Source organism: Desulfobacter hydrogenophilus (assembly GCF_004319545.1).
In the GTDB taxonomy this organism is placed as follows: Bacteria; Desulfobacterota; Desulfobacteria; order Desulfobacterales; family Desulfobacteraceae; genus Desulfobacter; species Desulfobacter hydrogenophilus.
In genome coordinates this window covers 1,946,950-1,959,215 of record NZ_CP036313.1, presented here as the reverse complement: position 1 = coordinate 1,959,215, position 12,266 = coordinate 1,946,950, and the positions used below count along the sequence as shown (strand labels likewise).

The window sequence follows — 12,266 nt, the reverse complement described above, 5'->3', positions numbered from 1 at the left end:
CATGTCAAAAGCATTTGATCCGGAAAATTTAGACGGTTGTCAAAAGGCAGCAGTATTTCTCATGTACATGGGAGAAGAATATACAACCCAGGTGTTTTCAAGAATGAAAGAGCAGGAAATTGGGGAAATTGCCTTTGAAATGTCCAAGGTTGACCAGATTACGCCTGACATGCTCAAAACCGTGTGTGCTGATTTCAATGTCATATATGAAGGAGAGCCCAAAATGATTGTTGAAGGGGACTCCTTTATTAAGAATGTGGTAACCAAAACACTGAAGGACAAGGAAGCCAAAGCCATCCTGGACGATTTGGAAAAAAAGAAACAGGCCAAACCCTTTATATGGAGCCGGAATGTGAATACGGGCACTTTATCTACATATATTGAAGGTGAACATCCCCAGACCATAGCCATGATTCTGGCCCATATGCCTGCAGAAATTTCCTCGGAAATTATGATGAATTTACCGGATGAACTCAAGGGCGATATTTCCATGAGGATCGCCCGGCTAGGCCAGATTTCCGAAGACGTTGTCCGGGACGTAGATAAAGCCTTGAAATATGAGCTCAGCGGCGCCGTCGGACCCGGCGGTAAGGCAGGCGGCCTGGAAGTCCTGGTGGATATCATCAATGGTGTGGACAAATCCACCGAAGATGCAGTTATGGAATATGTTGAGGAAGATGATGCGGAAATGGCCAATGAGATCCGCAAACTCATGTTTGTATTTGAGGACTTGACCAATGTGGATGATACTGCCATGAGGGAAATTCTCAAGAAGGTTGAAGGTCAGCAACTCACCTATGCATTGAAAACCGCCACAGAAGATATGAAGTCCAAAATTTTTGCCAACCTGTCCCAGCGGGCCGGTGAAATGCTTAAGGACGATCTGGATGCCATGGGTCCTGTTCGCCTGGCAGAGGTTGAAGAAGCCCAGCAGGCCGTGGTCAGGGCTGCTAAAGAGCTTGAGGCCGACGGTACCATAACCCTGGGTAAAGGAAAAGATGATGTCCTTGTCTGATCAAGACGAACATAAAGATGAATCGTTTCCGTCACAAGATGATGAATTCAAGGCCATTGATGTGGGCTCCCTTGACAATTTTGATAAAGAGGTGTCACGGTCGGATGCCCAGCCTGATTTTGACCGGTTTAAACTTTTGTTTGATCCCTTGGAAGTTGAAAGGGAAGAAGGTGGGTTTGAGGCCCTTTATAAAATCACCAAACAACTTAAAAAAGAATTGTTTGAACCCTTAATCCAGGGCGCGGATGTGGATGCCGATAAGCCTGATCTAAAAAAGGATGTCTCCGGTCTCTTGGAGGAAGCCCAGGGTTCGGATGAGCCGGAAGATCGCCCCACACCGGAAGAACAGGGATTTGCCGCAGGCTATGAGCAGGGTATGGCCCAAGGGCTGGAAAAAGGGCAGGTAGCCGGCCATGCTAAGGGCTATGAAGAGGGGCTGGAAAAAGGCCGGAAAGAGGGGTTTAAACAAGGGGAGACCGACGGATTTGCCAAAGGCGAGGCCGAGGGTTATGAAAAGGGGATAGAAGATGGGCGTGATGACGGGAAACAGGAGATTGTTCAGGAAATGGCGCAGATCCTGGAACCTTTCCAGCAGGCATTGGAAACCGCGGATCAGATGCTGGAAAATATGCTGGCACGATATGAAACCCAGTTGGTTGAACTTGTCTGTCAGATTGCCGGGAAAGTGGTGCTGGCCAAACTGGACTCGGACGATGCTGTGATCAAAAACACAATCCTGGACGCGTTGTCCCAACTTGCCTCCCCGGAGGAAATTACCCTGAGTGTGGCCGACGAAGACTATGAATATGTAGAAATGATTAAAGAGACTTTTTTTGAGTCTATACGCTCCTTGACCCATATTACAGTGAATACGGACGCCATGATTCCCAAAGGGGGATGTCGCATTGAAAGTGCCGGCGCCACCATTACTACAGATCCCGAGTCTAAACTTAAGGCGGTTTACGATGCCATTGCCAAGGCGGGCATATGATGAACGATCTTTTTAAAAAAGTGGATTTTAGCGTTTATGCCAATGCGGTGGAAAAGGTTAAAACCGTGACGCCCGAAGGCCGGGTGTCCCAGGTGATCGGGCTGATTGCCGAAGGGGACAGCTTAGGCCTCGGCGTGGGCGGCGTGTGTCGCATTATCAATGACCATGGTTTGGCAGTGATGGCCGAAGTGGTGGGCTTTCGGCAGGAAAAAGCGCTGTTTATGCCCTTTGGTGAGATCAGGGGCATCAGCATGGGAAGCCGGATTGTGCCGGTGGCCTCTTCCCCCATGGTGCCGGTGGGCGACGACATGCTTGGGCGTGTACTGGACGGCATGGGAAATCCCATTGACAATAAGGGTCCGATTTCAGGTTCAACTTCCTATTATTTGTATGGAAAACCCCTGGGCCCTCTGGAACGAAAAAGGATCAAAGAGCCCCTGGATGTCGGTATCGGGGCCATTAATTCCATGATTACCCTGGGCCGGGGGCAACGGGTGGCCATCATGGCCGGCTCCGGCGTGGGAAAAAGTGTGCTCATGGGCATGATGACCAAACATACCAATGCGGATGTGGTGGTGATCGGGCTGATTGGGGAACGGGGCCGGGAGGTTAAGGATTTTGTGGAGGAGACCCTGGGAGAGGAGGGGCTCAAGCGGGCTGTCCTCGTGGCGGCCACATCGGATTCGCCGCCGTTAACCCGTATGCGGGGTGCCTATCTGGCCACCACCATTGCCGAGTACTTCAGGGATCAGGGAAAGGATGTGCTGCTCATGCTGGATTCCATTACCCGGTTTGCCATGTCTTCCAGGGATGTGGGGTTGGCGGCCGGTGAGCCACCGACCACCAGAGGATATACGCCCTCATTTTTTGTCCAGATTCCCATTCTTTTAGAGCGCCCCGGCGTCCTTGAGAGCGGCGGTTCAATCACAGGCATTTACACGGTTCTGGTGGAGGGTGACGACATGAACGACCCGGTGGGCGATACGGTTCGTTCCATAACGGACGGACATATTGTCTTATCCAGGGATCTTGCCAATCGCGGCCATTACCCGGCCATTGATGTCATGGCCAGTGTTTCCAGGGTCATGCGGGATGTCAGCAAACCCGAGCACATGGCCATGCGGGACAAAGCCGTCAATATCATGGCGGCATATCGAAATGCAGAAGACATGATCACCATCGGTGCTTATGTGGATGGGTCAAACCCTGATGTGGACCAGGCCAGGAAACTGATGCCCGGCATCAACCGGCTGCTGCGCCAGAACATTGGCCAGAAAATGAATATGCAGGCCAGTGTAGCCGGCCTGAAAAGAGCGTTGGGAATCAAAGGATCGCCGACTGAACCCAAAAAAACCAAGCCTAATCCATGAGAAAATTCCAGTTCAAACTGCAAAGCCTTTTAAAGTACAAACGCCATCTTGAGCAGGTCGCCAAGCAGGAAATGGCCCAAGCGGTGGCAGATGTCCTGGCCTGTGAGCAGCGCATAATTGAGTTGAAAAAAGACAGAATATCGGCGATGGATCTGCTTGATTCCCTGGTGGAAAAAGGAATGGGGGCAGGCCAATTCAACCGGTACAGACAATTTATTACTACGACAGACCAGATGATCCATCTTGAACGTAACAGACAAACCGAACTTGAAAAAATTCTGGATGAAAAGCGGGAGACCCTTAAACAAAAAACCATTGACAAAAAAGCACTGGAGCGGCTGCGGGAAAAAAAGGACCGGGAATATACACATGAAATGATCCGGGAAGAGCAAAAAAGCCTGGATGAAATGACATCCTTGAAAACGGCCAGGGAGGTGAACAATGAACGCACTTAAGCGCTGGATAGCGGGTCTTTGGGTCAATGTTCTTATCGTCACAATCGCCTTTGTCGGTGTTTCATATATACATTCGGGTCAGCCCGCACTGATTTTGGCAGAAGATCAGGATAAACCTGAAACTGCATCGGGTGGAGATAAAAACACAGAAGAAGCGCCTGCACCCTGTCCGGAATGCCCCGAATGTCCAGATCCTGCCAAGGTCGTTCTCCAGGGGCTTGAAGATAAAAGAAAAGCAGTGGCTGAGGCCAGTGAACAGCTTGCCAAGGAACAAAAAGAACTCGAGACCTATGAGGCCCAGATTGATGAAAAAATAGAATCGCTGACGACCCTTAAAAAGCAGATTGAAGCAGATATGGCCAGGCTTGAAAAGAAAAAAACCGCAAAAGAACGGGAAGAAGCAGCCGCATTTGAGGCAAAGATGAACCGTCTGGTGAAAATGTATGCCAGTATGAAACCCAAAGCGGCTGCAGAGATTGTCAATAAAATGGAACTTTCTGTGGCCTACGAAATATTCCTAAGAATGCGTGAGGTTTCCGCTTCCCAGATCCTGGCTTTTGTGGAGTACGAAAAGGCTGCAAAAATCAGCGAACGCCTGGCCTTTAAAAAACGCTGATAGATTCCGATTTTAATTTAGCCATACTGCGTCTGCCCCAACGTCGCATAAGCAGATATTTTACCAAAAAAACAAGTATCACCAAGAAACCGGATGCGGGAAAACCGAATTTCCAAGGTTTTTATAAAATCTATGAGGATACAAAAACAGAATAATAATATTATTTTTCCGAATCTCATGAGAATGAGAACCAATTTTCTCAAATTTTCTATTCACAGCCGGACTACTGGCCGAAAATTTGAGAGGATTGAGGCCATTCTCATGTGATTGCAGCCGATGTATCTATATTTTACAGACTCTTGCTTGCGTCCTCCCTATTCATAAATGTAAACCTGAATCACGGCAATTTAAAGTGGTCTCCAGATTTGGGGACAAAGGCATTATATCCTTTCTCGTTGAGGCGCTGGGCAAATGCCGCGCTCTGTTCAGCTTCGCCGTGGACAACGGCAATATCTTTCACCCGAAGATTGGAGCCGGCAACCACCTTCATCAGTTCATGGCGGTCTGCATGGGCGGAAAATCCGCCTATTTTTTCCACATGGGCTCTCAATGGATAAGCTTTCCCCAAAATTTTGACTTCCGGCGCCTTGTCTGCAGTCGAACGTTCCTGCAACCCAAGGTCTTCAATACGCCGGCCCAGGGTGTGTTGGGCCATATAACCCACTGTAAGAATGGTATGTTTGGGATTATGGATCTTATAACGCAAGTGATGAAGAATCCGGCCCGCCTCACACATGCCTGATGCCGAGATCACGATATGCGGGGTGTCGTCCTGGGTGATGCGCATGGATTCCTCCACCGAATCAACAAACTTGATATCTTTGAAATAAAAGGGGTTGATACCCTTTTCCAGGAATACTTTATGGGTGTCCTCATCATAGGTCTCCGGATGTTCCCCAAAAACCTTTGTGATATTTGATGCCAGAGGACTATCCACATAAACTGGCACCTTGGGAACAGTGCCGGATTCATACAACTGGTGAAGAATGTAAATAAGCTCCTGGGTTCTGCCAAAGGCAAAAGAAGGAATCAGAAGAGAGCCACCCCGTTCAATTGTCCGGATCAGGGTGTCTTTCAGTCTGTCGGAAAGATCCGCCACCGGGGTATGTTCCCGGTCCCCGTAGGTGCTTTCAATGATCATCAGATCAATATCCCTGTCCTCTTCATCAAATTCCAGGGTGGGATCTTTTAAAATGGGTTTTTCAAACCGGCCGACATCACCGGTAAAAAGTATTTTAAGAGGTTTACCTCCGTTTTGGGATTTTACCGTAATCAGAGAAAAGGCAGACCCTAGAATATGGCCGGCCACATAAAATTTCACAGTGACGCCCTTTCCGATGGTCACTTCCGAGCCAAAGGGATATCCGTCAATAAAAGAAAGGGATTCCAGTGCATCCTCCTGGGTATACAGCGGTGTCACCATTTCAAGGCTGTACTCCTTATGAAGTGCGGCAATGACATCCACATTCAGTTCATGGGAACTTTTTTTCAACAGTTTTTTGATCCGGGCTTTTTCCTTGTTGGAAACCTGCTGTTTGGTTCTGGACTGCTCAGCTTGATACAGAAACGTACGCAAGGCTTTGTAGTTAAGGTACTGGGCATCAGATTCCTGGATATGCCCTGAATCCAGAAGCATGTAATTCAACGCGTCTTTAGTGGGGCGGGTGGTGACAATCCGGCCGGAAAAGCCATTTTTGGTTAACAGCGGAATCCGGCCGGAATGATCAATATGCGCGTGGGAAAGAACCATGGTTGTGATTTCAGACCGGTTTATTTTAAAGATCTCATTTTTCTCCCGGCTCTCCTTTCTCCGGCCCTGGAACATACCGCAGTCCAATAAAATTTTATCAACCCCTGTATCCAGCACATGCATGGATCCGGTCACCTCTCCAGCAGCTCCAAAAAATCCAACGTCAACCATAGATTGTCCCTTTCTTCAACCGTTTATGAAAATAGCCCGGGGTAAAAAATGTTTTGGCTTAAACATCAGTTAAATAATTTTTTTAACAAGGCTGTAGTCTGTTTCGCCGGATTTTCCCGGATAGCCTTTTCCTCTTTTGCCAAATAATAAAAAATGCCGTCCAAAGCTTCGTCAACTGTATAGTCTGCCAGATTGCCCCTTACATCGGGAACCAGGGGCAGGGATTTATATTTTTCCATCATCTGTTCATAGGATTTAATTGCCCCGACGTCTTCGAGGGTCTCCTCCACCACCGGAGTAAAGGCCTCTGTGAGATCGTCAGAGGTTTTTTTCTTAAAATACTGGGTGGCAGCATCATCCGCGCCATTGAGAATGCTGTTGGCATCGTCAAAGGACATCTGGGAAATGGCATTTACAAACAACGCTTTCGCCTTGGGCGTGGCCGCCTCGGCAGCCCGGTTCAGTTTCAGTTCCAGATCTTCTGCATAGGACCCCAGGCCGGCCTTATCCATCAAGGTCTGCACCGTGGAAAGATAGGAGGGCAAAGGGATGTGAATGCTGGCATCGGAATTAAATCCGTTTTCAGCGCCCAACTGGCTGACAACGGTTCCGGCGCCTGTTTCCAGCGCCTGCTTAAGACCGGAAATAATTTCGCTGTTGCTCAGGCTGCTGGAACTCCCGGAACTGCTGCTTTCACTTGTGTCACCCTTGCCCATGGATTTAATCAATGACGAGCCCTGGTCCAGCAGGGAATTTCCGGCCAGAGCAGATCCCTGCCCCCCCAGAACAAAGGCAAAAACAAGAGCTATCGCTGAAACGCTGATTCTTTTTTTACACATTTTAAACGCTCCTCCTAATAATTAGTTAAATAAACCCTTTATCAGCCCCTTGGCTGTATCCTTAATCTCAGTTTTCTTACCAGAATCCGATCCATCACCGTTAATGAGTTGTTTGAGTTCATTGGCGTCGGGCAGCTGATTCTTTAATATGGCTTCAAGGTCCGGTCGCACCTTTGGATTTCCCCAAGTGCCTGTTATCAAAAGGGGAATCAACAGCCCTGAACGGTCCTTGGTGTCCCCCTGCCCCTTAAGCGTGGCCACCAGTTTCGGCTCAATCCTGAAATCCAGAGTTTCTTTTACCAGATGGGTTTGTCCATTGGCAACAAGTCTTAACAGAGGGGAAATAAGGGAGGCCTCAGGAATTTTCACAAGGCCCTTGGCTGCTGTATATGGAATTTTAAGTTCAGCAAAATCGGTTCTCGGCTTTTCCGTTGTGTACTCGCCCAGGCCAATGCCTGCCTTGGCATTACGGATGGTGCCGGCAATATCAACACCCACAATAGCACCATCAATAAATTTAAGCTCTCCTTTACCGGCCAGGGTCTTTTTAATCATATCCAGGGTGTCGCCGGTCATGGAAAGGGAAATATCCGAGACCAGTGCCCCTTCAATAATATCCTTGCCCGTGCTGTCCCGGATCACAGGTCCTGCCTGAATGTCGCTGGTTGTCAGGTGCAGGTTTGTTGTCGGGGTATTTTTACGCACATCAATCCCGGCCTTTGCCCCAGCCTTTCCCTGGTAGAGATCCATGGAAAAAGGATCCAGGGTAAACACGCCGTTTTTGCCTGCCAGAGAGGCTGTAATATTGGCCATGCTTAATCCCGAGACCTTAAGGCTGCCAATGTTCACTTTTGCATCCAGCACCATCCTGCGCAAAGGCGCATAATCAATGGTATTGGTTTTTCTGCCGTCCTTACCGGTGTCCATGGCCGGGGACCCGTCCTTGGCTGAAGCAACCCGGCCCGAATCATTCTCCGTTGCCGAAGGCAAATAACGGTCCACATCAATCTTATCCAGGGAAAGGATAAATTTAAGGTCCGGTTTTTCAAACGCCCGGGCCTGGGCACTAAAATTCATGATAGAATCATCCAGCACCAGGACCCCGTCTGATACGCTCACTGCCTTAGCTGACCCTTTGACAACAGCTTTCAGAGAGAGATTATCCAAGGCTGAAGCATCACCGGTTTCAATGGGAAAAATCTGATCCAGGGATACAAACAACTTTTTAGGCGAAAACGGCGCAAGATCAACGGACAGGTCAACGGCCTGTTCGGTCATGGGTTTAATCAGCCGGCCTTTCAGGGAAAGGGCCAGCTGATCCAGCGCCTTGACCATAAGATCAAAATCAATATCCGTTGCACCGGGATTTTTCCCCACTGGCCCGGCTGTTCCGGTCAACGATACGGGTTTTCCGTCCACCTTGGCACCCAAGGTAATGTCAATGGCTTTATCAAGACTGATGTCGGACAGATCTAAATTAAGATCTGAAATCTTTTTGGCCAGGCCGCTGCCCTTGTCCACATAGGAAAGGAAACCGTTGATAACGGCAAACCGGTCAACGATAAGTGATTCAATGGGAAGGTCTGTGCTGTCTGTCTGTGTTTTTGCAGAGGTCTCCTGCGCGGGGTCGGTGGCTTGGGCCTGATCACCCTGATCCGAAGCGCCAATATCCAGGGACCCTATATTTTCCCAGTTCCCCTGACCAGCCTTATTTTTAACCAACGCAATATTAGGAGACTCCACAATGAATTTGTCCACCTGAATCTGTTTGGAAAAAAGGGGCAGGACCTTTACCCGGGCTTCAAAGCTTTTCACCGTGATCATGGGCTTGTCCTCAAACCCTTCAGGATTGCCCAGGGTCAAGTCAGACAGACGAACCCCGGCCCACGGGAACAGGGACAGTTTGATATCGTCGCCCATGGAGAAACTGCGTCCGGTCTGCCGGGTCACCATAGCTTCAATGTCCGGCAGATACTTTCCGACATCCACAAACATAGGGACCAGTACAGCAGCTCCGATGATCAAACCTGCGAGAATACCTATCGTAACGATGACCCACTTTAAGAATCTGACCATACCAAACTCCTTGAGGTATTTAGGAACGGGTCTTAAAGAACCTGCCCATTCTTCTATATCCGGGAGCGCGGACGGAACGTCCGCGCTCCCGGATATAGTTATTTAAGACTCATTCTTTAGTCATGCCCATCCGGAAATACTCTTTTCAGCCGATTTCCGAATGGGCGCGTGTTCTCTTTTTTACAAAGTGTTTTGGCGCTTACCTGTTAGGACAGTGCAGCCAGCGCAGATTCATAATCAGGTTCCTGTTTGATTTCCGGCACAAGTTGGGCATAAACCACTTTACCGGATGCATCGAGGACAGCCACGGCCCGGGCCGTAAGGCCTGCCAGCGGTCCATCCTGCATGGCCACACCATAGTCAAGGGCAAACTGGGGATTACGGAAGGCAGAAGCCGTCACAACATTCTCAATGCCTTCGGCAACGCAGAACCGTTTGTGGGCAAAGGGCAGATCCCCTGAGATACAAAGCACAACCGTATTTTCCTTGGTACCCGCTGTTTCATTAAATTTACGAATAGCTGTGGCACATACGGGGGTATCAAGACTTGGGAAAATGTTGAGCACTACCTGTTTACCGGCAAACGCAGACAGTTTGATATCTGACAGATCCTGTCCCACAAGGGTAAAATCTTTTGCTTGTTCACCAGTCTGGGGAAAATCACCAGCCAAAGTTACCGGATTGCCACCAAGTGTAATAGATGCCATGAATGTTCTCCTTTTTTGTTTTAATACGTCTCGTTTGAATAATCGTACATTCGATCTGGAAAAATTATGCACTATAATATCTTCCATGCCTGCTTTTTGTAAAGAATAATGGCGATATTTGATATTTCAAGTTTTCCAAACCACATGAAAAGATGGTCACTGCCCAAAGCCATAAAACCTTCCCGGCATTGCCATGTAAACGCTTGAATTATTGATTGACCGTTCCAGCTTAAAATCGTGGATTAACACTACCAACGCCAACAACATCCATTAATTTTCCATAACTATCCACTACATCGTACTTCACATTCTTTGGATTAATTTTATGGTTTATTACAAATAACTCTCATCACCGGGTCAAACTATCCCGCGTTATTCGGTAGCCAAAATTTAAATTTCTTTTTTCCCTTCTTGGTTGTGCCCGACGTCGCTATATTTCCAAATCGTTTGACAAGCTGTGTCTTGTTTAACTTCTGAAAGGAATCGTTTTGCGGTGGGAACATTGTTACCATCCGCCTCGTATGCAGGGGGTTGTGAGGGCTGGAGAAGCCCACCCCCGGTTACCCAATTAGACTACCTTATTTCGTTGATGCTGATTTTGCTATGCCGGCCAGTGCCTTTTCCATTTTTAATATAATTTCTTCGCAATCGGTAATATTATGCCTTTTTTCTATATATCTTGGATCGTTATACGATATCCAGACCTTAGCGTTACCATCTTCCCAGATTAACGCTTTTAAGGGTAGATCAATGGCAACACTTTGCTGACATTTCATAAGAAGGCTTCCCATCTTTGGATTCCCAAAAATTATCAGTTCAGTATCTCGTAGCTCGACGCCGACTTTACTCGCTGCTTCAGAATGCTTTATTCGTTTGAATACAGTCATTCCTTTCTCTTTCAAGACGCTCTCCATTCGATCTGCAGTTTCTTTTACATTAAATCTGCTTTGGACACTAACCACGCCATCCACTGCCCATGCAGGGAGTGCAATGGAGAATACCAACAGGACGATAAAAATTAATTTTTTCATTTTTTTCTCCTAAATTTTTATATGAAAGATCTGTGTAAGCGACACAGATCTTTCAACTTTCGTTGTGGGCTGAGCCTATCAGGAACCTGGATCAAAATCCGGAAATAAAAGCCCGTCTGCCTTGGACTTTGCCCCGGATGGCCTGGACACAGCCGGGGTGTTTTGGGGGGTGGCAGTAACGGTGGTCGCGGTTTCCCGAGACGGGACGTCGTAATTGACAACTATTCTTTCATCATCCTGTTGTTCAACAGATACCGGAAGACTGAATACAAGTTCTTTTTCCTGACGCGTTATCACAGGGAACCCATAATAGGCATTTTCATGCTTGATGAGTTTCCCGGCTTCCAGGCGTTCTTGGACGAATTCGTTATGAAGGTCTATGCGGTGCTGGATGGCAGATGAGAATTGGCCAAGGGAATCTTTGCATTTATCGTAAAAATTTTCCAGAAGGCTTGGATCGATTTCATACCCTGCACTATTTCGCCCGGCAGTCATGGCCGCAAGCGTTGTGGTGCCCGTCCCCAGAAACGGGTCCAGGACAAGATCCTGTTTCACGGAATACATGTTAATCAGGCGATAGGCCAGATCAAAGGGGAAGGCGCCGCTGCGGTTACGTTTTTTTTGCTTTCCCATGGCCTGGCGGGTGCCCTTAAGATCCATCCAGATGTCTGAAAACCACTGGTTGCGCTCTTCCCAGAACAATGCGCTTTGCCGCCGGTTTTCCTTGGTTGCAGGAGAGGTAAATTCGCGTTTTCCCCCTTTTCTTAAGATAAGAATATATTCGTGCTCTAACGTAACATAGGCCCCGGCCGGCAACATACCCGAGCCCATGAACTTATTGGGCGCATTGGTCTGCTTGCGCCATAATATACAGGGCAAGGCTGTAAATCCTAATGCCTGGGTGGCAGTCAATATTCTGGCGTGGTTAGGATATAGAGCAAAGTTATCCCCTATGGTACGGGTGGCATCTCCGATATTGATACAGGCAAATCCACCGGGGGAAAGCACCCTGAACACCTCTTTCCAGACCCGGTCCAGAACCTGGTGCATGAGTTCAAAGGCAAGGATGCCATCCGATCTTTTAAGGGCCTTTTCAATTTTCCGGTCCTGACGACTGAAGATTTCATCCCACATGTCAATCATGGGATAAGGCGGCGATGTCACCACAAGGCCGACACTGCGGTCAGCCACCTTTTTCATCATTACGGCACTACCAATATAATGCGTATGGGTTGTTTTCATTTT

The 12,266-nt window shown here is 48.2% G+C and carries 11 protein-coding genes; 5 read left to right on the top strand and 6 right to left on the bottom strand.

Annotation, left to right across the window (positions count from 1 at the left end):
- Window position 1 precedes the first annotated feature (1 nt).
- The 5 genes from fliG to EYB58_RS08460 are packed head-to-tail and all read left to right on the top strand — an operon-like array spanning window position 2 to window position 4,447.
- A complete protein-coding gene (gene fliG, locus EYB58_RS08480) occupies window positions 2-1,015 on the top strand; it encodes a flagellar motor switch protein FliG (RefSeq protein ID WP_111952589.1) in 1,014 nt (337 codons plus the stop codon).
- The gene (locus EYB58_RS08475) at window positions 1,002-2,006 is read left to right on the top strand and encodes a FliH/SctL family protein (protein ID WP_111952587.1); all 1,005 of its coding nucleotides are present in this window, start codon (window positions 1,002-1,004) and stop codon (window positions 2,004-2,006) included. The genes fliG and EYB58_RS08475 overlap by 14 nt, the downstream gene beginning before the upstream one ends.
- Entirely contained in the window at window positions 2,003-3,376 is a 1,374-nt protein-coding gene (locus EYB58_RS08470) for a FliI/YscN family ATPase (protein ID WP_111952585.1), read from the top strand. The genes EYB58_RS08475 and EYB58_RS08470 overlap by 4 nt, the downstream gene beginning before the upstream one ends.
- Window positions 3,373-3,831: a flagellar export protein FliJ gene (gene fliJ / locus EYB58_RS08465; RefSeq protein ID WP_111952584.1), complete on the top strand. Its 459-nt coding sequence runs from the start codon at window positions 3,373-3,375 to the stop codon at window positions 3,829-3,831. Before EYB58_RS08470 ends, fliJ begins: the two co-directional genes overlap by 4 nt.
- Window positions 3,818-4,447: a MotE family protein gene (locus EYB58_RS08460; RefSeq protein ID WP_111952582.1), complete on the top strand. Its 630-nt coding sequence runs from the start codon at window positions 3,818-3,820 to the stop codon at window positions 4,445-4,447. Before fliJ ends, EYB58_RS08460 begins: the two co-directional genes overlap by 14 nt.
- Window positions 4,448-4,784: 337 nt before the next feature.
- Here EYB58_RS08460 and EYB58_RS08455 read toward each other — a convergent pair whose 3' ends face one another.
- From EYB58_RS08455 to EYB58_RS08430, 6 genes are all read right to left on the bottom strand, one after another.
- A complete protein-coding gene (locus tag EYB58_RS08455) occupies window positions 4,785-6,368 on the bottom strand; it encodes an MBL fold metallo-hydrolase RNA specificity domain-containing protein (protein WP_111952580.1) in 1,584 nt (527 codons plus the stop codon).
- Window positions 6,369-6,433: 65 nt separating this feature from the next.
- Window positions 6,434-7,207, bottom strand: a complete 774-nt coding sequence (locus EYB58_RS08450) for a DUF4197 domain-containing protein (RefSeq protein ID WP_111952578.1) — start codon at window positions 7,205-7,207, stop codon at window positions 6,434-6,436.
- A 21-nt stretch (window positions 7,208-7,228) separates the two neighbouring features.
- Window positions 7,229-9,283 carry an AsmA family protein gene (locus EYB58_RS08445; RefSeq protein WP_111952576.1) on the bottom strand — a complete coding sequence of 685 codons (2,055 nt, stop codon included), beginning with the start codon at window positions 9,281-9,283 and terminating at the stop codon, window positions 7,229-7,231.
- A gap of 206 nt (window positions 9,284-9,489) precedes the next feature.
- Window positions 9,490-9,990: a thiol peroxidase gene (tpx, locus tag EYB58_RS08440; protein ID WP_111952574.1), complete on the bottom strand. Its 501-nt coding sequence runs from the start codon at window positions 9,988-9,990 to the stop codon at window positions 9,490-9,492.
- A 578-nt stretch (window positions 9,991-10,568) separates the two neighbouring features.
- Window positions 10,569-11,021, bottom strand: coding sequence for a DUF302 domain-containing protein (locus EYB58_RS08435; protein ID WP_111952572.1), 453 nt, complete (start codon window positions 11,019-11,021; stop codon window positions 10,569-10,571).
- Window positions 11,022-11,099: 78 nt separating this feature from the next.
- A complete protein-coding gene (locus tag EYB58_RS08430) occupies window positions 11,100-12,263 on the bottom strand; it encodes a DNA-methyltransferase (protein WP_111952794.1) in 1,164 nt (387 codons plus the stop codon).
- Window positions 12,264-12,266 lie beyond the last annotated feature (3 nt).

Bases quoted from the DNA above. Each gene is read 5' to 3' on its own strand.
- fliG (WP_111952589.1), top strand. From the start codon at position 2: ATGTCAAAAGCATTTGATCCGGAAAATTTAGACGGTTGTCAAAAGGCA.
- EYB58_RS08475 (WP_111952587.1), top strand. From the start codon at position 1,002: ATGTCCTTGTCTGATCAAGACGAACATAAAGATGAATCGTTTCCGTCA.
- EYB58_RS08470 (WP_111952585.1), top strand. From the start codon at position 2,003: ATGATGAACGATCTTTTTAAAAAAGTGGATTTTAGCGTTTATGCCAAT.
- fliJ (WP_111952584.1), top strand. From the start codon at position 3,373: ATGAGAAAATTCCAGTTCAAACTGCAAAGCCTTTTAAAGTACAAACGC.
- EYB58_RS08460 (WP_111952582.1), top strand. From the start codon at position 3,818: ATGAACGCACTTAAGCGCTGGATAGCGGGTCTTTGGGTCAATGTTCTT.
- EYB58_RS08455 (WP_111952580.1), bottom strand. From the start codon at position 6,368: ATGGTTGACGTTGGATTTTTTGGAGCTGCTGGAGAGGTGACCGGATCC.
- EYB58_RS08450 (WP_111952578.1), bottom strand. From the start codon at position 7,207: ATGTGTAAAAAAAGAATCAGCGTTTCAGCGATAGCTCTTGTTTTTGCC.
- EYB58_RS08445 (WP_111952576.1), bottom strand. From the start codon at position 9,283: ATGGTCAGATTCTTAAAGTGGGTCATCGTTACGATAGGTATTCTCGCA.
- tpx (WP_111952574.1), bottom strand. From the start codon at position 9,990: ATGGCATCTATTACACTTGGTGGCAATCCGGTAACTTTGGCTGGTGAT.
- EYB58_RS08435 (WP_111952572.1), bottom strand. From the start codon at position 11,021: ATGAAAAAATTAATTTTTATCGTCCTGTTGGTATTCTCCATTGCACTC.
- EYB58_RS08430 (WP_111952794.1), bottom strand. From the start codon at position 12,263: ATGAAAACAACCCATACGCATTATATTGGTAGTGCCGTAATGATGAAA.